This is a genomic window from Bradyrhizobium sp. AUGA SZCCT0283, from assembly GCF_018130385.1.
In the GTDB taxonomy this organism is placed as follows: domain Bacteria; phylum Pseudomonadota; class Alphaproteobacteria; order Rhizobiales; family Xanthobacteraceae; genus Bradyrhizobium.
The window spans coordinates 85,388-111,682 of sequence record NZ_JAFCLU010000003.1 but is presented as its reverse complement, the minus strand read 5'-3'; the positions used below and the strand labels follow the sequence as shown (position 1 = coordinate 111,682).

Below are 26,295 nucleotides of genomic sequence, written 5' to 3'. Positions count from 1 at the left end.
CGCGCGCAGTTGCGCTGGCCCTCTCAGCCTCGACCTCGGCAAAGTTCTGCCCAGTGGCCTCCAGAACGGCATCTAAGCCGCTTTTCTTATTGGCGAGCGCTACGGCCGCCTCTCGACGCGTGCCGCGTACGTAGCGGATGAGTAGCCTTAACAATTACGCATCAGATTCTATATTCACCAAAACTTCCCCGGCGATGATTTCGGGTTCTCCAAGATTAAGGTCAAACAGGCTTGCTTGAACAAACTCTAGTACTTTCTCGTTCGCCGCATTGGCGCTTTCGCGGTCCTCGAATATCATCACAGCGACACCGACGCCTTCGCCCCCATCCAATACATAATAAGATCTGAATCCGTGCGATTCCCTTAGGATCTGACCGATGCCGCTTTTGGCGCGGCGGGCAGCATCCGCAACCGAACGAACCTTGGTGTACTTTCGAAGCAATATGTACATCAGGCCACCCATGCGTCTCAGTTCCAGCCCGCCACGCATCAAAGCATATCGGGCCGCTGCTGGACTAGGGTGGGTCACGAGCTGTACTACTTGCGGCCAGCAAAACACGTCGGCCCGACTCGTCGCCAATGGAAATTGTGCACCCGACCACGTGGATACTCCGAGCTCCGTTAAGCGCAAAGCTTAAAACCTGTGGTGAAGCCGGTTGCCTTGCGCATCAACGTGCGGCGAATAATTACACCACCTCTGGGGCAGGCTAGCGGTCAATGACCACGGTCCGCTCTCGATCCTCGCGATTTCTCTCGATTGCTGCAATCGTCTCTGGAGATTCAAATTCACCTTCTTTGACAAACGCTGTGTTCCGGTCCGGCTCGCCACGGTGTTGGGCCGATCCCACCGTGTAGGTGGTGTCTAACGATGCCAGGCTTACTCCAGGTTCGCATTCTTCTGAGCTGGCCGGCATGATCCCCCACGCATTCACAACTGTTAGCAAGGTCAAAACGTATCTCATGATCCGCTCCTTCTTGCCCACTAGAGCCAACAGTCTGCAGCGGCAACGGTTCCGCGAGGCGCAGCACTCGCTGCTGGCGGATCAAAATCATCGGACCACACGCGACACGTTGCTCCGCGCTCCCTTCTTATCCGCGCGAAGACCCCCGAGCGGCAGTTGCAGGCAATTCGGGCTAGTTGCGGCGCATTCTTGAGGTCGCCAGGAGGCAGTTGATGCCCTTCGTCGCCGGAATGCCAAAGCGCCAGGAGCCAGCTGGCCGGTCGCCGCCGGAAGTCGAACGCCTTCTAGCGCTGTCGCCACCCGACCCTCCCGGTGGTGGGGAAGCCGAGGGGGCGCCATTTGAGGCTAGGGGCGCTAGCGATCTCCCGGCCTCTGTGACCCTCATGTTGCGCCCTCCAGCCTCGGCGCGGCTTTCACCGGGGTTGGGGCCGCCGCCGCCCTGAGTGCCTCGATCTCCGCAAAGGGCTGTCCGGTGGCGTCCAGAACGGCGTCTAAGCCGCATACAGCGTGCAGCCGGCGAATCGTGACATCGCAGTAGGCCGGATCTATCTCGATGCCATAGCCCCGGCGTCCGGTCTTCTCAGCTGCGATCAGCGTTGTGCCGGAGCCGGCGAAGGCGTCCAGAATTATGGCCTTTCGATGTGAACAATCCCGGATAGCGTCCGCGACCATGGCCACGGGCTTAACTGTCGGATGCAGGCTCAGATCATCCCGGTCGCCGCCAAAGCTGTTAACGCCAGCATAGCTCCAGACGTTCGTGCGATATCGGCCGTGCTTGCCGAGCTCCACATTGTTGATGTGGGGCGCGGTGCCCGACTTAAAAACGAACACAAGTTCATGCTGCGACCGGTACAGTGAACCCATGCCGCCGTTGTTTTTGACCCAGACGCAGAGGTTTTTCAGGTCGGTATACGCGGCGCTACCGGCGGCCAACATTTCCTGCAGATGGCGCCAGTCCATGCACTGAAAATGGATCGATCCGTCGACAGAGTAGGCCGCGAGATGGCCGAATACGGTCTGCAGGAAGGCTGTGAATTCGGCCGGCGACATCTCCCCCGATGCCATCGCAAATTCGCGGTGCTGGACCGCGCCAAGGCCGCCAACGTGCCCGGCAATCGGCACGTTATAGGGCGGATCGGTGAACACGAGCTGGGCGCGCTGCTCGCCTAGCAAGGCCTGATAGGTCTCGGATCGGGTCGAATCGCCGCAAATCAGCCGATGGCTGCCGATGCGCCAAAGCTCGCCCGGTCGGGTGACCGGCGGGCCGGCACTGACCTCAACGGCGGCATCCGCAGGGTCGTTATCGCCTGCCGTTGACAGCTCGCCGATCAGCAGATCGATTTCTGGCAGCTCGAAGCCGGTAAGGGTAACGTCGAAATCAACATCGAGATCGGTGAGGTACTGCAGCTCAAGACCCAGCAATTCACGGTCCCAGCCTGCATTTTCAGCCAATCGATTATCGGCGATCACGTAAGCCCGAATTTCGGCTTCGCTCATCGCCGACAGGCGTACCGTCGGAACCTGGTCGAGACCAACGGCTTTGGCAGCTTCCACACGGCCGTGCCCGGCGACGATCCCGTTAGCGTCGTCGACCAGCACGGGGTTGGTAAAGCCAAACCGCCGTATCGCGGCAGCGATTTGGCCGATCTGCTTCTTCGAATGGGTCCGGGGATTGGTCGAGCGAGGTTTGAGGGAATCGACGGCTTGGTAGACGATCGCGAGGGTGGGGCGGTTCAGTTGTGTCAGCGGCATTGTAACCTCCTGTGTGAATTAGGAGGTCCTAAGGCCCGCAACCGCAGCAATCATTCAGGATAAATCGGCTGGAATTATTATGAAGACGAGACGCGGTTCAAAAACGATCGCCAGTCGATGTGGGGAAGCCAGCGCGCCGTGGCCATTCGGGCCGCACGTTCGTGGGGCGGTCCGTGCCACCAGGGTTTGCCGCGCAGGGTAGGCCATCCGCCCAGCCCAACCGAGCGCTCGCGTTTCTGCAACCGAGGTAGGTACTGATGATATTTGGCCATGGCGAATTGGAAGTAAATGCTGGAAAGCGGGTTCTCATCCTTTGGTCGACCACGCTTTTTCTTCAGTTCACCGCGCAGGCTTTTTACGACCAAGGCGGAAAACCATGCCGGCAGTGGCTCCGCGGAATTTGCCTCCAGCACGGCGGCCAGTTCCTCAGCGGTCGGAATTTTGCCCTCGGCGAGGCGCCGCTCCAGGTTCAGCAGGCTTGTTGCATCGAAGAGGTCAAAAAGACTTGGACGTGATGACATCAGGCCTCCCCGTGCGTCCGCACCGCAAGGCTAGCTGTACCAGCGATTCGCCCGGTGGATAGCTAGCCCCAACGTCTATGGAAGGCCAACAGGGCCTCGCCTAGGGGACTGTCGATTCCCTTGGCCGCCTTGCACATTTCGTCGACTTTATGATTAACGTAATCCGTATCCGACGGATCTTGCGCGTTGGCGTTTCGAGCTTCTTCTTGCGCGATGAACTCTTGCTTCGGCAGATCTGCCGGGGCGAGCATGAAACCGTTCTTTTCCTCGTCCTGAGTCGGACTGACCTTCGCGCGGATCTGGGCGAAGAGTGCGACCATCGAGGGCACGCCCATGGCAGCTTGCCTGGCCGTCGACTCGATAACCAACTGCAGCAGCGTTTTACGCAAGATCTTGCCGTCGACCTTAACGGTATGCTTCTTTCGAGCGACTTTGCAGGTGAGCTTTTTCAGGTCGACAGAGCCTTTTGGCCGGCCTCTCTTGTTGCCTGACGTTCCCTTGAGAAATTGGTGTTCCGCCGGGGGCGGTTTGCGCCCCGGCGGAGATTTAAGTGCATCATTCATGGTCCAAATCCTCTAAAAATTTCTAGTATAGTTTTTCGATGCGCGTCTCATCGTGCTTAATTTCGGCCTCGATGGCGGCCTGTTCATCCCGCTCCCAAGGCGGGAAGCCGTAGGTCTCGAACATTACTTTAGCTACCCTGAGATCAACACCTCGCGGTGCGTCGAACACGCCGTGCATCTTCTCCAGTTGCTGCGGCGAAAGCATTCCCGCGATCTCGCATTGCTTGAGAAACTCCTTCGCCGCCCGGTGCTCGCCATTTAGGGCTCTCTTGCCGAGCGAGTTCATGGCGGCCTCGTGCGGGTGCATTCTGACCGACTTGGCGCCCCGCTTGACCTTCAGCGGCTTGTCGATCCAGCTGGCAACGTCGAGGCTATCCTCCTTTCGCTTACCGCCAGTCGGGCGGGCGGCCGTTTGATGATTAGGTTTGAATTGGTGTTCTTTGGGCGGCTTCTTATAGCCAACCTTGTATTCGTTCATGGAAAGCTCCGTGGTTGGGAGCTCGCGCTATAAAAAAAGCGCAGCTCCGGTTGTACCGAAACCACGCAATCTGCCCATGCAGCGTCGAGGTACCTTAAGAGCGGCCCCGACCCATGCCGGCTATCCGCTCGCAACGGGGTGAAAACCGTGACCCATGCCACGCCTCCAACCAGACCCATCTCAGGCAAAATCAAAATAGGCTTTCCTGACGAAAATTCAAGGATCGGGGGCCGTAGAACCGCTGCATCGCTGCAACGATGATGCAAGGCGCCGCGGTCCAGGCTTGTTAGCCGCCGGCGTGATACCTGCGCGCGCATCGGCATTATTTTCGGGCTAGGCCCAAACAAATTCACGTCGGCGATTGAAAAATTCCCGGGCTGCTTGCACCGGAATTTCTAGTAAAAACGCCTGCAGCACAGGGTTAATTCATACTGGGGATCACGAAAAAGGCCCGGATTCGCGAATTTGCCCTGTTAATTCCCATAGTCGAGTCAGAGACCGGTTCGTAGGTGACTGCGCACACCACCAGCCTTCGCTTGCTTCGCAAGCTACGGCTCGGCAAGCCACACTCAGTCCTATCGTAGCGAAGCAAGCGAAGGCTGCCGCGGCGTAGCCCGAAGGGCGAAGCCGGGCTCGTACCGCATCGCTCACGCCGGCAGGCCGGCCTTGAGAAGGCCGGCCTCGTGACGCCTGCGATCGGCTTCCTGCTTGTAGTGCTGGGTGGCGAGATAGGCCGCCACCGAGAAACCCGGTTCGAGCTTCACGACCTCTGCGGCATGCGCCGCGGCGGCAACGCCATTGCCCATCTGCGCGAAGGTTGCGGCGAGGAAGGCGTGATGCGTGTAGTCGGGGCGCGTGATTCGCGCGAAAGCCTCGGCGGCATCGGCGTATTTCTCGGCGCAGTAGCAGGCGCGACCGAGATGGTTCCAGAAGCGCTCGGGGTGGTACGGATTGAGGCGCATCGCCTTCCTGATCCAGTCGATCCCCTCCTCCGGCCGTCCCAACCAGGTCAGAAACTCGCCCTGCTGCACCACGACGATGTCGTAGTTGGGATTGAGCGCGAGTGCCCGCTCCTGATGGTAGGCCGCCCGGTCATGATCGTCGCGCGTCAGGTTCACCGCAGCCAGGATGCGGTGCACGTCGCTGTCGTTGTCGTCGAGCGCCAGCGCGATCTGCAACTCGTCAGCCACCTGCTGAAAGGTGGCGTCACGATCCGCGCACCATCCATAGACCCAGGTCTGGCCCAGCACGCACGCCTTCCAGGCATGCGCGTGCGCGTAATCCGGATCGAGCGCGATGGCGCGGTCGAGCAGAACCTGCGCCTCGGCGTTGGCTTCCCGCTGCGAGCGGTGGTGCAGCACCTTGGCGGCGAGGACGCACTCATACGCGGCCATGTTGTCGGTTCGACTGCGCTTCGCGCGTTCCTGCGTCGCCGCTTCGACGCGGCCGGGAAGCGTGGCCACGATCGCGCCAGTCACCTCGTCCTGGATAGCGAAGATATCCTCGAGCTTGCGGTCATAACGTTCGGCCCAGACGTGCCGGTCGGTTTGCGCGTCGATCAGCTGCACGGTGACGCGAACGCGATCGCCGACCTTGCGCACGCTCCCTTCGAGGACGTATTCGACGCCGAGCTCGCGCGCGACTTCCTGCACCTTTACGGCTTTGCCCTTGTGCACGAAGGTCGAGTTGCGCGAGATGACGAGAAGGTCGCGGAAGCGCGACAGCTCGGTGATGATGTCCTCGGTGAGGCCGTCGGCAAAGAATTCCTGCTCCGGATCGCCGCTCATGTTGACCAGCGGCAGCACGGCGATCGACGGCTTCCTGGTCGTGATTGTCGCCGTCGCGCTGTCCTTGCCGCTCACCGGCGCCGCGGCGGCATCCGGCTCGAACCGCACCCGAAAGACGTGGATCGGGCGGGTGATGTTCTTGACGTTCTGGTTGCCGAGATCCTCAAAGGCGACGTCGTCAAGCCGGTCGCCGACCTGATCGCGCACGGCGCCCGAGACGCAGATGCCGCCGGGCTCGGCGAGCACCTCGAGACGCGCCGCGACGTTGACGCCATCGCCGAAAATATCGTTCTCCTCGATGATCACGTCGCCAAGGTTGATGCCGATGCGGAACTGGATCCATCGCGCCGGCGACACGTCGGCATTGCGCCGCGCCATCCGGCGCTGGACTTCGGCGGCGCAGGTCACCGCGTCTACGACGCTGTGGAACTCCACCAGCATGCCGTCGCCGGTCGTCTTGATGATGCGGCCGCGGTTCTTGGCAATGGAGGGATCGATGAGCTCAAGGCGATGGGTCTTGAGGCGTGCAAGTGTTCCCGCCTCGTCGACCTCCATCAGCCGGCTGTAGCCGACCATGTCGGCGGCAAGGACCGCAGCGAGTCTTCGCTCGGGTCCGGGCGCTTCCATTTTCCGCCTCGCTGGCAAGCAGTCTAGCAGATTTGCCGCGTGCGCCAAGGATACATCCGGATGCAAGGATGCATCCGGGATGACGGCAGCCGCAGTTCTATCTCAAGCGGTAGGAAGGTGGGTTCTGCAATTACGCCGAATCTGGCAGTTCGAATAGAACGGCGAGAACCGCAGGCGACTTGAGCACCGCGAACTTCTCCCGCGCGCCGAGAAAGCTCGCCGCCTCCTCGAAGGTTTCAGCATCTTCGATTTTCGCGCGCGCAATCGCGAGATGCGGATCGACCTCGCCGCGCTTTCGCGGCCTTTGTCCGGAAAGATTGTTCAGATGCGCCTCACGCAGCGCGGCATCGCGGCGCAACTCGTGCAGCGGGCAGGCGAGCGGCGAATGCGGCGCGCTGGCCAGTTCATTGGCCCTTGCTAGTACCGGTGGCGGTGCGGTCTGCTCCGGGGTCTTGAACAGTCTGGACCTGCGGTTCGGGCTCGACGATGACGACAATATTGCGATTGGAATGGAAAGCAGCAGGCCGAGGATCACCGGCGTCATCCAAAGCAGCAATGGCAGCGAGACGGCATAGGCGGCCACCGCCATGGCGATCCCGACCAATGTCGGCACCGCATAGGTGTTGACCGTGTCCCGGTGCGAGACCTCGCCGTCGTCGCGGCGCTGAACTTGCCATCCGGCATCGCGCCCGAACAGGATTTCGCCGACGGCGGACGACTGGAAGATCATCATGACAGGCGCGGTCAGGCCCGAAAGCACGGTCTCGGCGAGGATGCTGACAACCACGCGAAAGCTGCCGCCGAATTTCTTGCGGGTGTCGCGGTTCGTCAGGAGCACGATAAACGCGAGAAATTTTGGCGCGATCAGCATGCCCATCGTGCCAGCGAACACCCACGCCGCCAGGACCGGATCCTGTGCCGGCCATTGCGGGAACAACGAATATCCCTTCGGGAAATATTCGGGCCGGACAAACTGCGCCTGCAGCGAGACGAGTATTCCGAATACGAGAAAAATCAGCCAGAGCGGCGCGGTGAGATACGATCCGATTCCCGTCAGCAGATGAAGCCGCGATACCCAGTGAAAGCCGCGGGTCGGCAGCAGCGCCAGATGCTGCAGATTGCCCTGGCACCAGCGCCGGTCGCGGGCGGCGAAATCCGAAAGTGTCGGCGGAGATTCCTCGTAACTGCCGCGAAGCGTCGGCGCCATGTGGATCGCCCAGCCGCCGCGCCGCATCAACGCCGCCTCGATGAAGTCGTGGCTCATGATATGCCCGCCGAACGGCTTGCGTCCCCTGAGTTCGGGCAGCCCCGCATATTGCGCAAAGGCGCGGACGCGAATGATGGCGTTGTGGCCCCAGTAATTGCCTTCGGAGCCGTGCCACCACGCGATCCCCGCGGCCAGCATCGGGCCGTACAATCGCCCGGCGAATTGCTGCCAGCGCGCGAACAGCGATCTTGCATTGACGATGACAGGCAGCGTCTGAATCAGCGCAGCTTTGGGGTGCGACTCCATGGCGGCCACGAGGCGAACGACGCTGTCGCCGGTCATCAGACTGTCGGCATCCAGAATCAGCATGCACTCATAATTGGCGCCGAACCGCCGGACCCATTCCTCGATATTGCCCGACTTGCGCGCGGTGTTCTCGGTGCGATGGCGATAGAAGATCGCGGCCGCGCTGCCGACGTCCTGTCGCAGCTTCAGAAAGCATTTTTCCTCGGCGATCCAGGTCACGGGATCGGTGGTGTCGCTTAGCACGAACCAGTCGAAGCGCACGCCGTGCCCTGTCTCCTCGACCGATTCATAAGTTGCGCGCAATCTAGCCAGGACACGATAGGGATCCTCGTTGTAAGTCGGTAGCAGCATCGCGGTCCGGCTGTGGATCGCGGGCAGGGGAGCCCTGGGGTCGATGCCAAGCTCGTCCTTCTTCCTGGTTAGCAGCACGAAGAAGCCGGCAAGCGCCGACATGAAGGAGAAGGCGATCCATGCAAACAGCAGCACGAACAGTCCAAGGATGATCGATTCCAGGACCGTGACACCGCCGACCTGGAGAACCCGGTACATCTCGTAACAGCCCGCCGCGGTCAGGAATGCGGTGCCGGTCAGGACGAAGCCGCGCCGGGCCCACATCGGTGCAAAGCGCGGCGCGGGTTGCGGCTCGAACCGCCGCAACGGCTGCGCCGCCATATGCATCGGCGCTTCCCGGGGAAGAAATTCGTTCAACGGGATCTCGCCGGTCTCAGGCGCGCGGATTTTTGCTAGGGTGTCCATCGATAGACCCAGCTCTCCGATATCGCCTCATTGTCCTGCATGAGCGATGCGCGGATTTCGACCGGGGTCTTTTCCTTCAACAGCTCGAAGCTCAATCGCCAGCCGCCGGTCGCCGGGTTTGGCTGGGTGACGATGTTCTGGATTTTCGCCTTCTCGGCCGTCACGACGCCGCGCAGGATTTTCGGGTCGACCGATTTCAGCCGCTCGCCGGTGACGTCGAGCACGAAGATCGTGGCGTTGTCGCCTCGCGCGCCGATGCCGGTTCGGGAAAATCGTGCGAGCGAGGTGGGCTTCGGCACATCCGGTCCCCAGTGCAAACGATAGGTGTAGGTGTGCTCGCCCTTGGCGGCCAAGGCAGCCTTGGGAAGCCAGAACGACGCGATGTTGTCGTGAATCTCTTCCTTGGTGGGGATTTCGAGCAGCTTCACCGCGCCTTCGCCCCAATCGCCGATCGGCTCCGCCCACAGGCTCGGCCGGCGCTCGAAATTCGATTCCAGATCCTGGTAGGCGGCAAAATCCTTCTGACGCTGCATCAGGCCGAAGCCCCGCGGGTTGAGATCGGCAAACGAAGAGACTTGCAGGTCCCTTGGATTATGCAGCGGCCGCCAAAGCTCCTCGCCGCGGCCATTGAAGATCGCAAGCCCATCCGAATCGTGGACCGAGGGACGGAAGTCTTCGACATCCTTGCGGTCGTTCGGTCCGAAGAAGAACATGCTGGTCATCGGTGCGAGGCCGACATGATCCAGATCCACGCGCGGATAGATCGCCATTTCAACATCGAACACGGTGGTGTTGCCGGGCCGGATGGTGAAACGATAGGCCGCCGCGGCGCTCTCGCTGTCGAGCAAGGCGTGCACGACGATGGAATTGGCGCCTGGTGCCGGCTTCTCGATCCAGAATGTCTTGAAGAACGGGAATTCTTCGCCCCTGGCTTCGCCGGTGTTGATCGACAGGCCGCGCGCCGAAAGGCCGTATAATTGGCCCTTGGCTACTGCGCGGAAATAGCTTGCGCCGAGAAAGACACAAACCTCATCGTAGTAGTCGGGTTTGTTGATCGGCGCATGCAGTCGGAAGCCGGCGAAGCCGAGGTCCACCGCCGGCCCCGGCGGCGTCAGATCGCCGAACGAAAAAAAGTCGGGCTGGTAAGCGATTTTTGATGCCTGGCCGTTCCTCACCTCGAAGATGTCGACCCGGTTCTTGTAGAAGAACCCGCGATGGAAGAACTGCGCCTCGAATGCAAGCTTTTCGCCGCGCCAGAGTGCGCGCTCGGGCAAGAACCGGATCGCTCGATAATGGTCGTAGTCGATATCGGCGAGACTGTCGGGCAGTTTTTCGCTCGGAGCCTTGTACGGCTTGCTTGCGAGATCGCGCGCCATTTGCCGCACAATGGACCGGTCGAACGGCGCGGGCTGGGCATGCGCTGGTGACAAGAGCCCCGGCGCCATCCCGGATACCAACGGCAACGCGGAAGCGGCGAGGAAATCCCTGCGATTCACGAAACAACCTCGCGGTTACTAACGACGACCCTCGGCAACGCAGTGCACGTGCGACGGTTCCTCGCTTCGGAACAGAACTTCCGGTTTTTCCCGATCCGGTCACGCGGACCGTGCTAGCTCCGCAGGGTGCGGCTTATCCGCGTAACCACGCTGTCCCACTGGCGCTTCTCCGCGGCGGGATAGTTGATCAGCACGCAATTCATGGTGCCGTTGCCGCGGTTGCAGCGGTTGTACCAGATCCGGTCCTTGCGGATGCTGGACACGACGAAGAAATCAGGTGTGATCCGCTTGTAGATGATGCCGGCAGGCGGTCGCTGCTTGGCCAGGAACGTCGCGGGTGAATCGTTCTCGGGATTGGGAACGGACTGCACCGTCAGATCGGCGCGGCGGTCTTCGGTGAAAAACCGTCGCCCGGTTCCGCCCTCAGGCGGTCCGGCATCGCTGGTGAAGATCGAGACCGGCATGTCGACGCTGGTCCCGGAGCTCGGGATCACGTATCGCCGCCATTCGGTATCCCCGGCAAAGGCGAGCGCGGGAGTGAGGGCCAAGACGGCGAGGGCTGCGGCCAGGGCTTGCGCGCGCATGGATCGATCTCCGGTTCGATTCGAGACAATCGAATCGATCGACGTTCGTTCCAGCTCCAGTCATTTCTAGGGCGCGGCTGCACCCGCGATGTGCTTGCCCGCGATATACCCGAACGTCAGCGCGGGTCCGAGCGTGATGCCGGCGCCGGGATAGTTGCCGCCCATGATGCTCGCCATGTCGTTGCCGGCGGCATAAAGGCCTGCGATCGGCTGGCCGTGTTCGTCCAGCGCACGCGCGTGTTCGTCGGTCCTGATGCCGGCATAGGTGCCGAGATCGCCGATCACCAGCTTGATCGCATAGAACGGTCCGTCCTTGATCGGCGCGACGCAGGGGTTCGGGCCATGCAGCGCATCGCCCTGGTAGCGGTTATAGGCGCGCGAGCCCTTGCCGAAGGCGGGATCGCGGCCTTCCGCGGCTGATGCATTGAATTCGGCGATCGTGGCCTCGAGCCCTTGCCGGTCGATGCCGGTGCGGTCGGCGAGTTCGGCCAGCGTGGCGCCGCGCTTGAGATAGCCGGTCGCGAGATGATGGCGCAGCGGCATCGGAAACGGCGGCACGCATCCAAGGCCGTATTTTCGCAACGCTCGATGATCGCACACGAGATACGCCGTGATCTCTTCGCCCGGCTTCGCCGCCTTCACCATCGCTTGCACGAAGTCGTGGTACGAATTGCCTTCATTGGCGAAACGCCGGCCGTCGCGCATCACGGCGATGACGCCGGGCTTGGCGCGGTCGATGAAATGCGGCATCACGCCCTTGCTGCCGTCCTTGCGCTCGGTGATCGATACCGGCACCCAGGCCGCGGCATTCGGCAAATTATCCTCGATACGGCCGCCCGCGGCCTCCGCCAATCGCAAGCCGTCACCGGTGTTGCCGACGGGACCCGGCGAGAAATGCTCGGCGCCGCTGGGCGCGTGCGGAAACATCGCCTTGCGCCTTGCGACGTCATGCGGGAAGCCGCCGCAGGCCAGCACGACGCCGCGCTTGGCGTTGACGCGGACCAGTTTTCCCTGGCGTTCGACGATCGCGCCGCGCACCGCGCCGTCCTCGACGACCAGTTCGTGCACCGGCGACGACAGCCACAGCGGTATCTTCAGGTCGAACGCCGATTTGGCGAGGCGGCCGGCGAGCGCATTGCCGTTGGTCAAGGTCATGCCGCGACCATGGCGCAGCACGTCGATCGCATGCTTCGACAGGCGCTTCGCCACATAGATCGCCGAGGTCAGCGATTTGGTCGCGCGCATGAAGTGGACGATGTCCTTGCCCGATCCCAGCATCATGCCGAACACCGTGAGTTCGGGGAGGGGACTGCCGAGAGTCTTGATGTGCTCGCCCAGTTCGCGGCCGTCGAACGGCCGCGTCACCATCGAGCGGCCGCCCTGCGTGCCGCCCGGGGCTTCGGCATGATAATCCGGAAAGGTCAGCGGCATGTCGAAGCGCACTGCGGTCTTGCCGGTGAAAAAATCCACCGCTTCGGGACCGGCGGCGAGAAACGCATCAACGCGCGCGGCGTCAAAGCTGTTGCCGGCCTCATGCCGCAGATAGGTCTTCGCCTGATCGGGGCTTTCCTCAATACCCCAGGCCTTCGCCAGCGAGGTGCCGGGAATCCAGAGCCAGCCGCCGGAGCGGGCGGTGGTGCCGCCAAAGCGCGGCTCCTTTTCGACGATCAGAACATTGAGGCCGTGATGCCCCGCGGTGACCGCCGCCGACATGCCGGCGCAGCCCGAGCCCACCACCAGCGCGTCGCATTCGTAAGTTTCTTGCTCGTTGCCCGCCACGCGATCCGCCTTGCTTGCTTATTCCTTAGGCGGCCATTTGGGTTGGGATCGATCGGCCTGTCAATCACGCGGCGATGGTGCCTGCTTCCCCTCAATTCCCGGTTTCGAACGAACACGTCGCGCGGCCGCCGGTCTTCTGCCTGATCTCGGCCGGATCGAGCGTGCAGTTCAGCTTGGAGAGGCTTTCGGACACCGATCCGGCGGCGCCGTCGGATGGCACACCGGCCATGGCTTCGGTCGCAAAGATTTCGCTGGCCCGGCGTCCGGTGATGGTTTGCTTGGCCCCCTTGAACGTCAGTTCGCAGGAGCGCGCCGTGATATCGACATTGCTGACGCGGCAGATGATCTTGTCCGCGGTGACCGAAATCTTTTTGGCGTAGCGCACGCCGCTCTGCCCGACGAAGAACGCCGAGACGGCCTCGCGTTCATCCGCCGTCAGCAGCGGCGAATACAGCGCCACGACGCCTGCGAGCGCCAGCGCCGCGGATCCGTTGGCCGTTGCCGGGGCGGCCGACGCGGTGGATGCGCCGGCGGTGAAAAGCGAGACGGCGAGAATCGCCAGCCTGCCGGATTTCATTTTCATCTCCTTTGCGGATGCGCGCTCGCCCTCCGTACCACAGCCGGCGCGCTTCGCCAGCCGCGAATATTTCGTGTTGCGAACGGCAACTCCGGCGCGCTGTGCAGTTCGGGCAGGGCGGCCCCCTCGGTAAAGCGCTTGCGCCGCGCCCCGGTGGCTTTACCCACCTACGACTCAAATCAGTGGCTTCGCCGTCAGCCCATCGACCATCGCGCCGACGATGGTCGCAATTTCCTTCCGCAGCGCCTCGACCGGCACCGCGATCAGCTTTTGCTCGAGGCCGAGCAGCACCATGCCGTGAACGGCCGAGAAAAGACTTCGCGCCGTCACGCCCAGTTCGGCCGGCGTTCGCTCTGGAAAGAGGTTGGCGAGCGGACGATAGATATGGCGAAACAGATCCATCTGTTCACTGACCGCCCATTCCGGAACGGGCTTGCCCGGCGCCATCCGGTGTTCGAACAGCGCGCGCCACAGTTCGAGATTTTCAGCGGCGAAATCGCAATAGGCGACCGCGATGCGCACCAGCGTATCGCGAGGAGAGGTTAAGCCCTGCGCTTCGGCTGCGGTGAGGGAAGCATCCAGCCGCGCAAGCGTTCGCGACCCCACCCGCAGGATCAGTTCGTCCATGTCCTCGACGAGATTGTAGACCGCGCCATTGGCGACGCCGATTTCCCGCGCCAGCTCCCGCGTCTTCAGGCTTGCCAATCCACCCGCGGCGATGCTTCGTTCCGCCGCCAGGATCAGTTCTTTCCTAAATTTTGCTCGTCTTTCCAGTGCTTTAGACATTATTTGCCAATTCTTGAGCGTCGCTCAAAATAGTTCTTGAGCAATGCTCACGATGGTGCTACAGGTAATTCATGAGCGATGCTCATAACACAGGGAGCCAACAATGTTCAAAACTGTTTTGACGCTCTTCCGGGGCAGCGTGGCTGCCGCCGGGGAAGAACTGGAAGACCGCTCGGCGCTTCTCATTCTCGACCAGCAGATGCGCGATGCGGCCGCTGCCGTCGAACGTTCCAAGCGCACGCTGGCGCTGGCGATCGCAGGCGACCAGCAGGAGGGCCGCCGTCTCGACACCACCAACGCCCGGATCGCCGATCTCGAAGTCCGCGCCACCGCAGCACTTGATGGCGGCCGGGAAGATCTCGCCCGCGAGGCGGCGCAATCGATTGCCAATCTCGAGGCTGACCGCGACGCCGCGATGACCGCGCGGACGCTGTTTGCATCCGAAATCACCCGCATGAAGCGCCAGGTCGCCAATGCGGAGGCGCGCATCACCGAGCTCGATCGCGGCCGCCGTATCGCCCGCGCCTCAGAAGCGGTTCGCGCGCTGCGCCGGGGCGGCATCGAAGCCGCGCGTCCCTACGAATCCACGCTGCCGGAGGCAGAGAACACGCTGAAGCGGCTGCGTGAACGGCAGATCGAGGCACAGGCTGCGGCCGACGCCCTGATCGAACTCGATGCCGCCAGCGGTCCGCTGGCGACCGCCGAAAAGCTCGCCGAACAGGGCTTTGGCCCTCGGCTGAAATCAACCGCGGATGACGTGCTCGCGCGGCTGAACGCCAAACGCACGCAAGCTGCCTGAAACTGAATCTGATCGATTAAACCCATATCAAACAGGAGATTATCATGAACCAGAACGTCCAACCCCACAGCGGTGCCTGGGTTACCTTCACCTATGTTTCGTTTTCCGCCTCGGCCTTCATGGTCGCCATCGGCGTGTTCTTCCTGCCGCTCGATCTCTGGATCAAGGGCTATCTCGCGATGGGCATCGTGATGCTCGTGCAGTCCTGCGTCACCCTGACCAAGACCGTGCGCGACATGCACGAGAGCGGCAAGCTGGTGAACCGTATCGAGGACGCCAAGGCCGAGCGGCTGCTGATGGAAGTTTCCAAGGCCGCGTAACCTGTGACGCGGTGCTGGCGAGGGCGGGCGGCGGGTGCTTCGGCATTCGCCGCCTGTTTCGGCAGCCAGGCGTGATCGAGAAATCCCTGCGATCCGGCTTCGCGTCAAAGACTCAAAGGAAGGATCGACTTCAATGAAACGAACCGTGACGTTTCTTCTGCTGGGCCCTTTGCTGGTCACGCTAGCGGTGTGGATGGTCGCTGTTGCCATCGCGGGTCGGATCGATGATGCTTTCGTTGCAATATGCGCAACAGCGTCCTTTCTGTTCGCCTTGCCTGTATCGGCGATCACCGGGCTCATGGACGGGTATCTTGCGCGGGGTTTGCCATCGCTCTTGAGGGCATCTCTGACCGCAGCTATCGGCGCGTCCTTGGCCAGCGGCCTGTTTCTCACCTTGTTCACGATCATGTTCTCAAGGCCAGTGCCGCCAGAGGTCATGAACGGCGCACTCTGCGCAGGCTTCTTCTTGCTGCTGCCGATGGGCCTGTGCTCGCTGTTGTCGGATGATGATGGCAACCGGCGACAGCATTTGATTGAACCGGCCTGTGCGTGAGGAACGGATGTACGGACCGCGTAACCCGTGATGCGGTGCTGGCGAGGGTGGACGGCGGGTGTTTCGGCATCCGCCGTTCGCTTGTCGGGGGCGGCCTCCAGCCGTTCGAACCTTGGCGGTGAAGGGCTGTCTTCGATGAAAAGAACGTTCGTGTTCCTGTTGCTGGGTCCAATATTGGGACTTTTTGGAGCCACGCTCAACGAAGTCGTCGCGCGCGGGCGATTCCATTGGGAGTTCGGTGAAGGCGCCGCGATGGCGTTGATCTTCAGCGTGATCGTATCGGCAGTCACCGCGCCGGTTGATGGATATTTTGCCCACGCCTTGCCCCTCCCTTTGAGGGTGCCATTGACTGCCATCGTCGGGGCAACGATAGCAGTCGGCCTGATTCTCGCTTTGGGCGGCAAAATGTTGCCGCAAGATGTGCTGATGCGGTTCACGATCACCGGCGCACTTGCCATGGGCACCTGTTCACTGCTCTCGCACAATTCACGAGCCATGTGGTGGTGAAGGACTGGCTTGTCATCAATCATTTGACATCGCCGCTCAATGTATCATTTACCCTCACACAACCTAAAGGTGCTCACTTCATGACTCCTTAACTGCCGCGGGCGCAGAAATTCCGGGCGGCTCCGCAATGGCCTCGCGAAACGCATGCAACCCGTCTGAAACCGATATTTTATCGCATAATCACATTTGCAATCACATTTGCAGGACGGCGCCATGAATCAGAATATCCAGCATCACAGCAACGCCTGGGTCACCTTCACCTACGGTTCGTTTGGCGCTGATGGAAGTTTCCAAGGCTGCCTAGTTCGAAGGGCTGCATGATTTCCAAGACCGCGTAACCTGTGGCGTGGTCGTGGCGAAGGTGGGCGGCGGATGCTTCGGCATTCGCCGTTCGCCTGTCTCGCAGGGATGTTTGACGTCACCAACACATCGTTTACCCTCCTGCCACCGTAACGTGTCGCACTCATGGCTCCTTAACGGGCCCGGCGCACAGATCCGGACCGAGTGCGGGCAAGTGGCATGGCGTTAATCTCAAGCGGCAATTCGGCGATCCGTCGTGCTCTGGGGCAGGTTCGCTCCGCGGCCGGATGTCTGGGCGGCTATGGCGTGTTCTGGCTGAAGGCGCTGCGCCAGCCGACCATCGATCTCACCATTCGCACCCATGCCGGCCTGGTCACGCGCATTGTCGAAACCCCCGGCCTGTCGCTTTCGGAAGTCGAACTCGGCGAACTGGTATCGCAGCTGCGTGTCGTGGCCGCCAAAACACTGCCTGAGGAAAGCCTCACCTATGGCATTTTCTCCGGCGACCGGGAACGGTTGTCACGCGCCATCGTCACGCTGATCTCTGAGGAAGCGACCGGGCGGCCGATCGCCTTCAATGCGCTGTCGGTGATGGAGGTCGAACTCGACGGCGAACCTGTCGAGGTCACCCATCTCGGTCTTGTCATGGTCGATCCCGAGGAGCGCGGGCGGGGGCTGTCCTGGGTGCTCTACGGTCTGACGGCGCTGGTTCTGTTTGTCCGCGACGGGCTGCGTCCGAAATGGATCTCGAACGTCACCCAGGTGCCGTCGGTCGTCGGCATGGTCAGCCAGACCTTTTCGGATGTCTTTCCGTCGCCGCATCCGGACGCTCGCCAGAGTTTTGCCCATCTGCAACTGGCGCGCGGAATCATGTCGCGTCACCGCGCCGTGTTCGGGGTGGGTGAGGAAGCCGGCTTCGACGAAGCCCGCTTCGTCATCACCAATGCCTATACCGGCGGATCGGACGCGCTGAAGAAGACCTTTGAAGCCGCGCCAAAACATCGCGACGAGCAATACAACGCGTTTTGCGCCCGCGAGCTGGACTACGCCAGGGGCGACGATGTCCTGCAACTCGGCCGCATCGACCTTGCCGGCGCACGCCGCTATCTCCTGAGCGAAGTGCCCTCTGGTTCGCTGCCGGCACTGCTCGGGACGGGCGCGGCGCTGGCCTTGCAGCGCCTGGTGCTTCCCGCCGTTCACTGGATGGACGATACGCGGCCCTTCGGTATCTTGCGGCCGCGGATACCCGGAAACGGGAACGGCCCATGACGCCGGAGATGATCGCCGATTCCATCGTCAACCTGTGCGGCGCGATTGGTCTTGGCGTCGCCATGGCCACGCTTTACCGGCGTGATCCCAGGAGCCCGCTGACCCGGCGCCTTCTGATCGCGCTTGGCATCATCGCGTTGCTGTTCCTGGTGCGCGGCACGGCGTGGTGGAGCGGCAGCGGGGTGCTTGACAATTTGTCGATGATCCCGGCCGCGCTGATCCCGCTCGGCGCCTTGATCGTCACCGAAGGGATTTTGCGGCGTCATGCGCCGCGCCCGGCCAAGATCGTCATTCTGACCGGCGGCATCGTGCTCGGTCTCGCCGGCGCCGTCGGATCGGAGCGTTTTGCCGCGCCCTTTGCCGTCCTGCTCGTCTTGTTCCAGCTTGGCGGCTTTGCCATCTGCGCCTGGCTGCTGGCGGCGCGCGACCGGACCACGCTGATGGCGTCCGAGAATCGCAGCATCGGTCGCCTCGCCGTCGGCGCCGTCCTTGTCATTCCCTTCATTGTCACGGATTTCAGGGTGCTGATGCCGGATATTCCGGTCAGGCTCGGGGCTTTGGGGGCATTGCTCGTCGTCACCGCGATCCTGATCGCGGAACGCGGCGCGGAGACGCAGCGTCAGGCGCTGCTAATGACGGCGTTGCGGCTGTCGAGTTCGGCGCTTCTCGGTATCGCCGCGGCGTTTGTCGCGCCGGATGTCGATGCGGCGCAAATCATGCGATTTTGCGCCATCGCGATCGCAGGCGTCCTCACCATCGGCCTGATGGTCGACGCGCTGCGCGCGCATTTTGAATCGCAGGTGCCCGGCGTGCTTAATTCCGTCGCGGCGTCGCCGGCCAGAACGCGCGACGCGTTGATCGCGGAACTCGCGCGCCATCCGATCTTCGAGAGCGCCCGGCGCTATCGCGAGAGCGAACTCCTGGCTTACGATCCGCCGCTGCTGCGCGATTTCCTGTCGGGCGTGCGGGTGCTGCGCCGCCCCGACGCGCCATGGGGGCTGAAATTGTCCGATCCCGCCGTCGAGCGCGTGATATCGCTGCTCGCCGCCAACAGCGCGACGCATCTCATCGTCCTGTCGCACGATCCGATCGACGTCATCGCGCTTGCGGTTCCCGTGATTTCGGCCGATCCGGCCACGGAAACGGCGCTGGCCCTGGTGCGGCGCCTGCTGGCGCTGACGCCGGAGACCGTCTGACATTCCGTCACGCAAATTTTCTTGACTGGCTTACGAAATGCATCGCGATTGTGATAAGACCGCCGCCGTAGCGGTTCATGACGGGGCAGGCCGATGTCGAAGCAAGCGATGCGCGAGGAGGCCGAGCGCCTGATCCGCGAGACGATGGAAAAGAAGGCCCTCGTCGTCAAGCAGGGCAACACCCGGATCGAGGCGGTCTGCGGCAAATGCGGCGCGCCCAACCGCGTCCAGGCAGAAAAGGGCGCCACCCGCGTCAAATACGTCTGCAAGCAATGCGGCGACAAGCAGGTGACGCTGTAGTGATTTCGGTTTGTAGGGTGGGCAAAGCCACCGGGTCGCGCGAACGCGCGCCCGATGACAGGCTCCGCGTGCCCACCATTCCTTTCGGAGTGCGTGATGGTGGGCACGTCGCTTCGCGCCTTTGCCCACCCTACCAACTGCCGCTATTCCCCCTTTACAAACCTGGCAAACGCCTCTGCATAATCCGGATGCCAGCGCGACAGCGCCGGCCGATTTTCGACTATATCGCCGGCGGCCCACAGCATGCGCCGTTCGTCGAGCTGTCGCGGCACGTCGTTGTCCGGGCACAGGATGTAGAAATCGCCGGCATCGATGCGCGCGATCATGAAGTCGACGGTCTGCTCGGCCGTCCAGGCGCCGGGTGGCTTCTCGGTGCGGCCACGCGCGGTCAGCGCGGTGAAGACGTGACCGGGAATCATCAGATGCGCTGAAATCCTGCAGCCCGGCAGGTTCCGTAACTCGTGCTGCAGCGCCTCCGTCTGCGCCTTCACGCCGGCCTTCGAGACGTTGTAGGCGGGATTGCCCGGCGGCGTCGTGATGCCCTGCTTGGAGCCGGTGTTGATGATGAGGCCGGGGCGGGCGCGTTCGATCATGCGCGGTGCAAAAGCCTGCGTGCCGTGAATGACGCCCCACAAATTGACCGCGAGGATGCGCTGCCAGTTCTCCAGCGGACCAAAACTGTTGCTGTCGGGGCCGATGCCGGCATTGTTCATCAGGATATCGGTGCCGCCGAACCGCTTTTGCACCGCGGTCTCCAGGCCGGCGACTTCGTCGAAGCGGCTGACGTCGACGGAGGCCGTCATGATGTCGGCAGCGCCGCCCTTCGCGACGGATGCCAGTTTCGCAGCCGCTTCGGCGAGCCGGTCAGTCCCGATATCCGCGATGCAGACCTTCATGCCGAGGCCGGCGAAATGTGCCGCAGCCGCGAGTCCGATACCGGACGCGCCTCCGGTGATCACGGCGACATTGTTCGGCGACATGGCGGGATGGGGCATGTAAAGTTTCCTGGACGGCTTGGGGGGACCTCGGCGCGTCCAGTTATCGCACACTTTCCGCTTGTGATCAGCCCGCGCGTTTCTTCGCCCGGCCGATATCGGATCGCAATGCCTGCAATTCCTTGCGCGCCGCGCTTGCAGCGGTGCGCTCGATCTTGCGGTAGCGTGCGACCAGCGAGAGGCCGAACGGCGTCAGCACCGCGCCGCCGCCGTTCTTGCCGCCGGCCTGCCGCTCCACGGCGGCCTGGCGGCAGATCCGGTTGATCTCGTCGACCAGATCCCACGCCCGCTTGTAGGACATTTCCATGGCCCGGCCGGCGGCGGAAATCGAACCGCTTCGATGGATCGTTTCGAGCAGCTCGATCTTGCCGGGACCGATACGCCCCCCTGCGTCGATATCGATGCGGACGCTGAGCGAAGGGTGGGACTTGCCGTTCGGTTTTTGCATGGAAGATGTGCTCACTCGCTTCGAGGCGACACGTTGCGTCCCACACCTTTTACGAACAAGCTGAAGCGATTACATATCCGTATCAACACGGGGGTCTGGAATAGACATGAATTATCCATCGCTGTTTTCGCCGCTCAAGGTTGGCCCCTATCAGCTCCGGCATCGCCTGGCGTTGGCGCCGTTGACGCGGATGCGGGCGGCAAAACCCTCGCTCGCGCCGCGGTCGCTGAACGCCGAATACTACGCGCAGCGCGCCACGCCGGGTGGGTTGCTCATCGCCGAAGCCTCGCCGGTGACGGAAACGGGTTTCGGCAGCCCCGGCGTGCCCGGCATCTATACCGAGCAGCAGATCGCGGGCTGGCGCGAGGTGGTCGATGCCGTTCACGCCAAGGGCGGAATCATTTTTCTGCAGCTCTGGCATGTCGGACGCGTCTCGCATTCCTCGTTCCAGCCTCATGGCGTGTTGCCGGTCGCGCCGTCGGCGGTGCCGATCGCCGATCTGAAAACCGGGACGGCCGACGGCAAGGCGGTGCCGTACGAGACGCCGCGCGCGCTTGAGACGTCGGAAATTCCCGGTGTCGTCGACGCCTACCGGCAGGCCGCGAAGAACGCGCTGGCCGCTGGCTTCGACGGCGTCGAGGTGCACGGCGCCAACGGCTACCTGATCGAGCAGTTCCTGCAGTCACACACGAACCTGCGCACCGATCAGTATGGTGGCTCGATTCCGAACCGCGTGCGTTTCCTGATGGAAGTGACCAAGGCCGTGGTCGATGTCTGGGGCGCGGATCGCGTCGGCGTGCGGCTGTCGCCCTATGGCGTCGCCAATGGCAGCGGCGAGCCGGACCCGATGCCGCTCTATACCTATGCGGTCGAACAGCTCACCCCGCTTGGGCTGGCCTATTTGCATTTCATCGAGCCGCGCTCCTCCGGCGCCGGCCGCGCCGAAGTCAACCATCAGAACGTGCCGTCGGCGATGGTGCTGTTTCGTCCGATCTGGAAAGGCGTGCTGATTGCTGCCGGCGGCTTCACCGGGGAGACCGCGGATGCCGCGATCCGGGACGGCCATGCCGACGCGGTCGCGTTCGGCCGCATCTTCATCTCCAATCCGGACCTGCCGCGCCGCTTGCAACGCGGCTTCCCGCTGACGCCGTACAACCGTGCGACGTTCTATGGCGGCGACGTGGCGGGCTATACGGATTATCCGGAGCACAACGAGCTGGAGCAGGCGTGACCGCTTCGTAGCCCGGATGGAGCGAAGCGCAGTGTGAGCTTGTCATTCCGGGGCGATGCGAAGCATCGAACCCGGAATCTCGAGATTCCCCGATGTGCAATTGCACATCTGAGGTCTGGTCCTTCGGACCATCCCGGAATGACGGAGTACTCGCCGCTTTGCTCTTCGCAGCGACGAAAAGTGAGGACAGGGCCAAGATGTTTCCTGAACCGGAGGAAAAGAAAAAACCCAAAGCGGTCGCGCTCGGCAAACCCGCCGCCGGCCAATGCCTGTGCGGCAAGGTCGCCTTCGAGATCGACGTGCCGGCGCGCTGGGCCTGGCACGACCATTCGCCGTCGAGCCGCCGCGCCCATGGTGCGGCGTATGCGACCTATGTCGGAAGCTGGCGCAAACGCTTTCGTATCACCAAGGGCAAGACCAGCCTCACGCGCTACGAGGACAAGGCCACCAAGACCGTGCGCAGCTTCTGCTCGCACTGCGGCACGCCCATTGCCTACGAACGCCCGCGCTCGCCGCATATGGTCAATATCCCCCGCGCGCTGTTTTCGGGCCGCACCGGGCGGCAACCGCTTTATCACATCGCGATCGAGGAATTGCAGGAATGGGCCTACACCGGCGAACCGCTGGTGCCGCTGAAGGGATATCCCGGCGTGGTCTGGCAGCGCTCGAAAAGGAAGAAGCGCGCGGATCGTGAAGGGATGGTCTAGGGCAGGATGAGATTAGGTTGAGCCATGACGACGGACCATCTCCTGCCCACGGACGCAAGCGGCCTGAGTGCTGCGAGCCGGGGCCCATTCTACTTTGCATGGGGTCGTTTTCGCGATTTTGTGTCTGGGCCTGCGGTGTGCCGCCGAAGAGTATCTGCGCCGCGTCGGGGACACGGGAGTGCACGCGCAGGGCAGCCATGACCTCGCTCCATTGCGCGCGCCCTTCAAGTTTGGTCATCTGCCTCCATCCCGCAGGCCAACGGACCGGCGGGCAGGAGGGGACATGAAAAACAAGATCACCGGGCGCTCCGCATTTCTGGCGCTGCTGAAAGACGAGGGCGTCACCCATCTGTTCGGCAATCCCGGCACCACCGAACTGCCGATCATGCACGCGCTGAAGGATCATCCGGACCTCACCTATGTGATGGCGATGCAGGAGAGTCTGGTCGTCGCCATGGCCGACGGTTTCAGCCGCGCCTCGGGCAAGCTCGTCGCCTGCAACGTCCACGTCGCGCCCGGCCTCGGCAATGCGATGGGCTCGCTCTACAACGCCAGCTTCACCGGCACGCCCTTGATCCTGACCGCCGGCCAGCAGGAGCAGGGCCACGGCCTGACGGAGCCGGTGCTCTATGGCCCGCTGGTGCAGATGGCGCAGCCGCTGGTGAAATGGGCGGTCGAGGTAACGCGGCTGGAGGATCTGCCGCGCATCGTGCGCCGCGCCGCCAAGATCGCGACCACGCCGCCGACCGGGCCGGTATTCATCTCTCTGCCGGGCGACATTCTCAATGCCGAGGCCGGCATCGAACTCGGCCGCTCGACCCGGGTCGATACGCGCGTCAAGCCAGCGGACGAAGCGCTGCAGGCGCTGACCGCGCGCATCCTCAAAGCCGAGCGGCCCTTGATCATCGTCGGCGACGAGATCGTCAAGAGCGACGCCTTGCAGGAGGCCGCTCAACTGGCGGAAACGCTGGGCTGTCCGGCGTATCAGTCGTCGACGCCCTATGGCGCGCATTTCCTGTCCGAGAGCCCGTGCTTCATGGGCGCGCTGGCGCGCATTCAGAAGATCGCGCGCGAGACGCTCGCGCCTTATGACCTCATCATCGCGCTCGGCGGCGATCCCTTGCGGATGTCGGTCTTCAGCGAGACCGACCCGCTGCCGGACGGGCTCTCGATCGTGCAGGTCGGACTGGTCGATCACGATCTCGCCAGGAATTACGGCGCCGACATCGCTCTCAAGGCTGACGTCAGGGAGACCCTGCGCGCGCTGGTGCCGGCACTGAAGGCGTCGGGCGGCGGCGCGCTCGAGGCACGCGCCAAGCAGGGATTGGCCGCGCTCGCTTCGAAGAATTGGACGGCCCGGCGCAAGCCGCTGATCGAACAGATTTCGAAAGCCGCCCACACCTCGCCGATCGATCCGGACTGGCTGGCGCTGCAGGTCGTCGAGGCGATGCCTGATAATGCGATCCTGGTCGACGAGGGACTGACCTCGTCGCGGCAGATGATCGCGCTGCGGCCGCATCGCGACCGCTACGGCTATCACGCGCTGGCCTCGGGCGGCATCGGCTGGGGATTGCCGGCGTCCGTCGGCGTCAGTCTCGCCAATCCGGAGCGGCCGGTCGTGTGTTACTCCGGCGACGGCAGCTCGATGTATTCGATCCAGTCGCTGTGGACCGCGGCCAACCACAAGCTGCCGCTGACATTCGTGATCGTCAACAATGGCGGCTACCGCATCATCAAGCAGCGGCTGCTCGCCTTCCATGGCGACGATCATTATGTCGGCATGGATTTTATTGATCCGCCGGTTGATTTCACAGGCGTGGCGAAATCGCTCGGACTTGAGGCGACGCGGGTCACCGATCCTTCGCAGTTGAAGTCCGTATTGTCATCCGCCTTCAGCCGCCCCGGCGCGAAGCTGATTGAGGTGGTTGTGAGCAATTCGGTGAACTGATTACCCGTCATTGCGAAATTGTAGGGTGGGCAAAGCGAAGCGTGCCCACCATTCAGAATAGCGATGTGGATAGATGGTGGGCACGGCGCGAAGTGCGCCTTTGCCCACCCTACAAGTTATTCCGCCGCCGCAGCGCGTGGCTTCACGCGATAACTTGCCGCCGGATGCGCTTCCGTCAGCCGCGCGCGTCCGGCACCGAACAGCTTCTCGCGCAGCGTTCCTTCCGCATATTCACTCTTGTACCGCCCGCGCCGAGTCAACTCCGGCACCAGCATATCGGCGATATCCTCGAAATCGCCAGGCGAGGTGGCGAACGCGACGTTGAGGCCGTCGACGTCGGTCTGCTCGAACCAGGCCTCGATATCGTCGGCGACCTTTTCGGGCGTCCCGACCACGACGGGGCCGGCGCCGCCGATGCCGACATGCTCGACGACCTCGCGCACGGTCCAGACCCGGTCCGGATCGGCGCGGGTGACATTGTCGAGCGCGGTGCGGCCAGCGTCGTTCTGAATGTGGCGGACCTGCTGGTCGAGGTCGTAGCCCGAGAAGTCGATACCCATCCAGCCCGACATCAGCGCCAGCGCGCCCTCGGGAGCGATGTGGCGGCGATAATCGGCGTATTTCGCTTTCGCCTCGGCCTCGGTGCGGCCGAGAATGATCGTCATCATCGAGAACATCAGGATCTCGGCCGGATTGCGCCCGATTTCCTGCGCGGCCGCGCGGATCGCGGCCACGCGCGGGCCGATGATCCTGGCCGACGGGCCCGACATGAACACGCATTCGGCGTGCCGGGCGGCGAATTGCCGTCCGCGCGGCGAGGTGCCGGCCTGGTACAGCACCGGCGTCCGCTGCGGCGACGGCTCGCTGAGATGAATGGCGTTGAGCCGGTAGTTGTTTCCCTCATGCTCGATCCGATGCACTTTCGACGGATCGGCGAAAATGCCGCGCGCGCGGTCGCGCAGCACGGCGTCGTCCTCCCAGCTTCCTTCCCAGAGCTTGTAGACCAGCTCCATATATTCATCCGCGATCTCGTAGCGGTCGTCATGCGCGGTCTGCTTGTCCTTGCCGGCGCCGCGAGCGGCAGAGTCGAGATAGCCGGTCACCACGTTCCAGCCGATCCGTCCTTCGGTCAGATGATCCAGCGTCGACATCCTTCGGGCAAACGGGTAGGGCGGCTCGAAGGAGAGATTGCTGGTGACGCCAAAACCGAGATTTTGCGTCACCGCCGCCATTGCCGGGATCAGCATCAAGGGTTCGTTCGCCGGCGTCTGCGCGGCATTGCGCAGCGCAGCGTCCGGGCTATCGCCGAACACGTCGTAGACGCCGAGCACATCGGCGAGAAACAGTCCATCGAACCGGCCGCGCTCCAGCACCCTTGCCAGATCGAGCCAATAGGGCAGTCGGTTGTAGCCGAGGGTGCGGTCGCGCGGATGGGTCCAGAGCCCCGGCGATTGATGCGCCACGCAGTTCATGGCGAAGGCGTTGAGCCGGATTTGCTTTGTCATGGCGCGGACCTCGAATGCACGCAGAGTTCCCTGCGC

At 62.8% G+C, this 26,295-nt stretch carries 26 protein-coding genes; 10 read left to right on the top strand and 16 right to left on the bottom strand.

Annotated features, from left to right (window positions below):
- Nucleotides 1–154: 154 nt before the first annotated feature.
- The 13 genes from JQ624_RS06065 to JQ624_RS06005 all read right to left on the bottom strand — a co-directional run bounded on the left by JQ624_RS06065 (nt 155) and on the right by JQ624_RS06005 (nt 14,181).
- Nucleotides 155–451 carry a hypothetical protein gene (locus tag JQ624_RS06065; protein WP_212418188.1) on the bottom strand — a complete coding sequence of 99 codons (297 nt, stop codon included), beginning with the start codon at nt 449–451 and terminating at the stop codon, nt 155–157.
- Between the two features lie 256 nt (nt 452–707).
- The gene (locus tag JQ624_RS06060; protein WP_212417952.1) at nt 708–962 is read right to left on the bottom strand and encodes a hypothetical protein; all 255 of its coding nucleotides are present in this window, start codon (nt 960–962) and stop codon (nt 708–710) included.
- 381 nt (nt 963–1,343) lie between these two features.
- Nucleotides 1,344–2,714 (bottom strand): DNA methyltransferase, encoded by a 1,371-nt coding sequence (locus JQ624_RS06055; protein WP_212417951.1) that lies wholly within the window; start codon nt 2,712–2,714, stop codon nt 1,344–1,346.
- A gap of 77 nt (nt 2,715–2,791) precedes the next feature.
- Nucleotides 2,792–3,235, bottom strand: a complete 444-nt coding sequence (locus JQ624_RS06050) for a hypothetical protein (RefSeq protein ID WP_212417950.1) — start codon at nt 3,233–3,235, stop codon at nt 2,792–2,794.
- Between the two features lie 62 nt (nt 3,236–3,297).
- Nucleotides 3,298–3,798: a DUF5681 domain-containing protein gene (locus JQ624_RS06045; protein ID WP_212417949.1), complete on the bottom strand. Its 501-nt coding sequence runs from the start codon at nt 3,796–3,798 to the stop codon at nt 3,298–3,300.
- 22 nt (nt 3,799–3,820) lie between these two features.
- Nucleotides 3,821–4,276, bottom strand: a complete 456-nt coding sequence (locus tag JQ624_RS06040; protein WP_212417948.1) for a DUF5681 domain-containing protein — start codon at nt 4,274–4,276, stop codon at nt 3,821–3,823.
- Nucleotides 4,277–4,923: 647 nt separating this feature from the next.
- Nucleotides 4,924–6,690 carry an adenylate/guanylate cyclase domain-containing protein gene (locus JQ624_RS06035; RefSeq protein WP_212417947.1) on the bottom strand — a complete coding sequence of 589 codons (1,767 nt, stop codon included), beginning with the start codon at nt 6,688–6,690 and terminating at the stop codon, nt 4,924–4,926.
- A 130-nt stretch (nt 6,691–6,820) separates the two neighbouring features.
- Nucleotides 6,821–8,959: a glucans biosynthesis glucosyltransferase MdoH gene (mdoH, locus tag JQ624_RS06030; protein ID WP_212417946.1), complete on the bottom strand. Its 2,139-nt coding sequence runs from the start codon at nt 8,957–8,959 to the stop codon at nt 6,821–6,823.
- Nucleotides 8,947–10,455: a glucan biosynthesis protein G gene (locus JQ624_RS06025; RefSeq protein ID WP_312014381.1), complete on the bottom strand. Its 1,509-nt coding sequence runs from the start codon at nt 10,453–10,455 to the stop codon at nt 8,947–8,949. The genes mdoH and JQ624_RS06025 overlap by 13 nt, the downstream gene beginning before the upstream one ends.
- Nucleotides 10,456–10,568: 113 nt before the next feature.
- The gene (locus JQ624_RS06020) at nt 10,569–11,039 is read right to left on the bottom strand and encodes a hypothetical protein (protein WP_212417945.1); all 471 of its coding nucleotides are present in this window, start codon (nt 11,037–11,039) and stop codon (nt 10,569–10,571) included.
- A gap of 66 nt (nt 11,040–11,105) precedes the next feature.
- Nucleotides 11,106–12,818: an FAD-dependent oxidoreductase gene (locus tag JQ624_RS06015; protein ID WP_212417944.1), complete on the bottom strand. Its 1,713-nt coding sequence runs from the start codon at nt 12,816–12,818 to the stop codon at nt 11,106–11,108.
- A 91-nt stretch (nt 12,819–12,909) separates the two neighbouring features.
- Nucleotides 12,910–13,395 (bottom strand): hypothetical protein, encoded by a 486-nt coding sequence (locus JQ624_RS06010; RefSeq protein ID WP_212417943.1) that lies wholly within the window; start codon nt 13,393–13,395, stop codon nt 12,910–12,912.
- Between the two features lie 174 nt (nt 13,396–13,569).
- On the bottom strand, nt 13,570–14,181 hold the full coding sequence (locus JQ624_RS06005; protein WP_212417942.1) for a TetR/AcrR family transcriptional regulator: 612 nt from the start codon (nt 14,179–14,181) through the stop codon (nt 13,570–13,572).
- Between the two features lie 103 nt (nt 14,182–14,284).
- On the opposite strand from JQ624_RS06005, the gene JQ624_RS06000 reads away from it, so the two are divergent.
- The 7 genes from JQ624_RS06000 (at nt 14,285) to JQ624_RS05970 (ending at nt 19,425) form a co-directional block, all read left to right on the top strand.
- Nucleotides 14,285–14,980 (top strand): PspA/IM30 family protein, encoded by a 696-nt coding sequence (locus JQ624_RS06000; RefSeq protein ID WP_212417941.1) that lies wholly within the window; start codon nt 14,285–14,287, stop codon nt 14,978–14,980.
- Nucleotides 14,981–15,024: 44 nt separating this feature from the next.
- Complete coding sequence (locus JQ624_RS05995; RefSeq protein WP_057851999.1) at nt 15,025–15,300, top strand: YiaA/YiaB family inner membrane protein; 276 nt, start codon at nt 15,025–15,027, stop codon at nt 15,298–15,300.
- Between the two features lie 133 nt (nt 15,301–15,433).
- A complete protein-coding gene (locus tag JQ624_RS05990) occupies nt 15,434–15,853 on the top strand; it encodes a hypothetical protein (protein ID WP_212417940.1) in 420 nt (139 codons plus the stop codon).
- A 135-nt stretch (nt 15,854–15,988) separates the two neighbouring features.
- Nucleotides 15,989–16,360, top strand: a complete 372-nt coding sequence (locus tag JQ624_RS05985; protein WP_212417939.1) for a hypothetical protein — start codon at nt 15,989–15,991, stop codon at nt 16,358–16,360.
- Between the two features lie 519 nt (nt 16,361–16,879).
- Complete coding sequence (locus tag JQ624_RS05980) at nt 16,880–17,929, top strand: hypothetical protein (RefSeq protein ID WP_212417938.1); 1,050 nt, start codon at nt 16,880–16,882, stop codon at nt 17,927–17,929.
- Nucleotides 17,926–19,125: a hypothetical protein gene (locus tag JQ624_RS05975; RefSeq protein WP_212417937.1), complete on the top strand. Its 1,200-nt coding sequence runs from the start codon at nt 17,926–17,928 to the stop codon at nt 19,123–19,125. Before JQ624_RS05980 ends, JQ624_RS05975 begins: the two co-directional genes overlap by 4 nt.
- A 93-nt stretch (nt 19,126–19,218) precedes the next feature.
- A complete protein-coding gene (locus tag JQ624_RS05970; RefSeq protein WP_108519872.1) occupies nt 19,219–19,425 on the top strand; it encodes a hypothetical protein in 207 nt (68 codons plus the stop codon).
- A 143-nt stretch (nt 19,426–19,568) separates the two neighbouring features.
- Here the strand turns inward: JQ624_RS05970 and JQ624_RS05965 are convergent, their stop codons facing one another.
- Nucleotides 19,569–20,420, bottom strand: a complete 852-nt coding sequence (locus tag JQ624_RS05965; protein WP_212417936.1) for an SDR family NAD(P)-dependent oxidoreductase — start codon at nt 20,418–20,420, stop codon at nt 19,569–19,571.
- 67 nt (nt 20,421–20,487) lie between these two features.
- Nucleotides 20,488–20,868, bottom strand: coding sequence for a winged helix-turn-helix domain-containing protein (locus JQ624_RS05960; protein ID WP_212417935.1), 381 nt, complete (start codon nt 20,866–20,868; stop codon nt 20,488–20,490).
- 106 nt (nt 20,869–20,974) lie between these two features.
- Here JQ624_RS05960 and JQ624_RS05955 point away from each other — a divergent pair, with 106 nt between their 5' ends.
- The 3 genes from JQ624_RS05955 to JQ624_RS05945 all read left to right on the top strand — a co-directional run bounded on the left by JQ624_RS05955 (nt 20,975) and on the right by JQ624_RS05945 (nt 24,754).
- The gene (locus JQ624_RS05955; RefSeq protein ID WP_212417934.1) at nt 20,975–22,099 is read left to right on the top strand and encodes an alkene reductase; all 1,125 of its coding nucleotides are present in this window, start codon (nt 20,975–20,977) and stop codon (nt 22,097–22,099) included.
- A gap of 197 nt (nt 22,100–22,296) precedes the next feature.
- On the top strand, nt 22,297–22,806 hold the full coding sequence (locus tag JQ624_RS05950; protein WP_249129451.1) for a GFA family protein: 510 nt from the start codon (nt 22,297–22,299) through the stop codon (nt 22,804–22,806).
- 283 nt (nt 22,807–23,089) lie between these two features.
- Nucleotides 23,090–24,754: a thiamine pyrophosphate-binding protein gene (locus tag JQ624_RS05945; protein ID WP_212417933.1), complete on the top strand. Its 1,665-nt coding sequence runs from the start codon at nt 23,090–23,092 to the stop codon at nt 24,752–24,754.
- Nucleotides 24,755–24,870: 116 nt separating this feature from the next.
- Here the strand turns inward: JQ624_RS05945 and JQ624_RS05940 are convergent, their stop codons facing one another.
- The gene (locus JQ624_RS05940) at nt 24,871–26,259 is read right to left on the bottom strand and encodes an LLM class flavin-dependent oxidoreductase (protein ID WP_212417932.1); all 1,389 of its coding nucleotides are present in this window, start codon (nt 26,257–26,259) and stop codon (nt 24,871–24,873) included.
- Nucleotides 26,260–26,295 lie beyond the last annotated feature (36 nt).